Below are 2,233 nucleotides of genomic sequence, written 5' to 3'. Positions count from 1 at the left end.
GGCTGGCGGCCGCGCGCTCGGAGGCCTCCGCACGGGTGGCCTCGCTCCGTACCGAGCTGGCGGGCGCGGAAGCCGAGGTCACCAGACTGGGGGACGCCGCCCACCGCGACGAGATCGTCCGGGCCCAACTCGAGGTCAAGGTCTCCGAACTCGAGTCCGCGGTGCTGGAACGGCACGGCATCGAACCGGAGGCCCTGGTGGCGGAGTACGGACCGGAGGTGCCGCTTCCGCCGTCCGCGCTGGAGATCGAGGAGTACGAGGCGGCCCGCGAGCGCGGGGAGGACGTCACCCCGCCCCCGCCGATGCCGTATCTGCGTGCCGAGCAGGAGCGTCGACTCAAGCTGGCCCAGAAGGATCTCGCGACCCTCGGCAAGGTCAATCCGCTGGCGTTGGAGGAGTTCGCCGCCCTCGAGGAGAGGTACGCGTTCCTGTCCACCCAGCTCGACGACGTCAAGAAGGCCCGAGCCGACCTCGAGGGGGTGATCGATGACGTGGACGAGAGGATCGAGCAGATCTTCACCGAGGCATGGGTGGACGTCGAACGCGAGTTCCGCGACGTGTTCGCCGTGCTGTTCCCCGGCGGCGAGGGCCGGCTGATCCTCACCGACCCCACGGACATGCTGGCCACGGGGATCGAGGTGGAGGCCCGGCCGCCGGGCAAGAAGGTCAAGCGACTGTCGCTGCTGTCCGGTGGCGAGAAGTCGTTGACGGCCGTGGCGATGCTGGTGGCGATCTTCAAGGCCCGCCCCAGCCCGTTCTACGTGATGGACGAGGTCGAGGCCGCACTCGACGACACCAACCTGCGCCGCCTCATCGGGTTGTTCGAACAGCTGCGGGAGACCAGCCAGCTCATCGTGATCACCCACCAGAAGCCCACGATGGACGTCGCCGACGTCCTCTACGGGGTGTCCATGCAGGGCGACGGCATCTCCAAGGTGATCTCCCAGCGCATGCGCTGACCTCCCCCGTGCGCGCGGGGCAGGTCACGAGCGCCTGAAGACCGCGCGGAGGCGCTCCCGGTTGACCATGCCGATCGCACGCAGCGGAATCCCCGCCGGGCACACCCTCGAGCACTCGCCGTAGAGGGAGCAGGAGCCGAACTCCTGATCCGCGGCGTCGACCATCTCGCGTGCCCGGGACCCGCGTTCGCGGCTCGCCACCGGCATCAGGGCCAGATGCCCCAGCTTCGCACCCAGGAAGAGATTGGCCGATCCGTTGGGGCAGGCCGCCACGCACGCACCGCAGCCGATGCAGGCCGCCAGATCCAGTGCGGTCTCCGCGTCGTCGTGCCCCTGTGCCGTGAGGTCGGCGTCGGGGGCCGTCCCCGCGGGAAGCGACACGTGGGCGCCGGCCTCGGCTATCCCGTCCAGCGCGGAGCGGTCCACCACCAGGTCCCGGATCACGGGGAACACCGCCGCGCGCATCGGTTCGATGCGCAGGGTGTCACCGTCGGAGTAGGCGTCCAGGCGCTGGTGGCACGAGGGGGTGTTCTCGGCCGGGCCGTGCGCGCGCCCGTCGACGGTCACCCCGCACGCTCCGCAGATCCCCTCCCGGCAGTCGGAATCGAAGGCCACCGGGTCCACCCCGTCGTCGACCAGTCGGTCGTTGAGCGAGTCGAGCAGCTCGAGCAGGCTCATCTCCGGTTCGGCGTCCGGAACGTGGTACTCCACGTAGTCGCCGGACTCCTCGGGACCGGCCTGCCTCCACACGCGCAGGGTGAGTCTCACGGGGTGGTGCTCGCAGTCGTTCGTCGGGTGGATCTCATCGGTAGTCCCTCGTGGTGAGCTCGACCGCGGAGAAGTCGAGCGGTTCGGCATGGCGGGTGAAGGTGCGCGGGCCGCCCCGGTCGTCGCCGGCCGATCCCCAGGCCGAGGCGAAGCGCCAGAGGTCGTCTCGGCGCAGCGCCTCGCCGCCCGGGGACCGGTGTTCGTCGCGGAAGTGGGCGCCACAGGATTCGTCGCGGTCCAGGGCGTCGACGCACATCAGTTCGGCCAGCTCCAGGTAGTCGGCCGTCCGGCCGGCCAGTTCGAGCACCTGGTTGAGGTGCTCACCGGTCCCGGTCACGCGGAGGTCGGACCAGAACCGGGCCCGGAGGTCGCGGATGCGCCCGATCGCGGCGGTCAGCCCCTCGGCCGTGCGGGTGACCCCGCAGCCGGCGTAGAGGATCTCGCCCAGCGCGCGGTGGAAATGGGCGGGCCCGGTGGATCCGCCCACCGCGAGGAGCGCCTCGACG

2 protein-coding genes and 1 pseudogene are annotated in these 2,233 nt (G+C 70.8%); 1 reads left to right on the top strand and 2 read right to left on the bottom strand.

The annotated features are described in order from the left end of the window. Positions 1 to 959 (top strand): AAA family ATPase (locus tag G6018_RS15875; protein ID WP_182640132.1); only part of this gene is annotated, 959 nt, incomplete at its 5' end. A 24-nt stretch (positions 960 to 983) separates the two neighbouring features. Here the strand turns inward: G6018_RS15875 and G6018_RS15870 are convergent. Continuing rightward, entirely contained in the window at positions 984 to 1,727 is a 744-nt protein-coding gene (locus G6018_RS15870; protein ID WP_182640131.1) for a succinate dehydrogenase/fumarate reductase iron-sulfur subunit, read from the bottom strand. A gap of 34 nt (positions 1,728 to 1,761) precedes the next feature. Further along, positions 1,762 to 2,233: pseudogene (locus G6018_RS15865) on the bottom strand (fumarate reductase/succinate dehydrogenase flavoprotein subunit); the annotation flags it as partial.

The organism is Dietzia sp. DQ11-44, from assembly GCF_014145205.1.
Lineage (GTDB): Bacteria > Actinomycetota > Actinomycetes > Mycobacteriales > Mycobacteriaceae > Dietzia > Dietzia natronolimnaea.
This window is presented reverse-complemented; position numbering and strand designations above follow the sequence as displayed.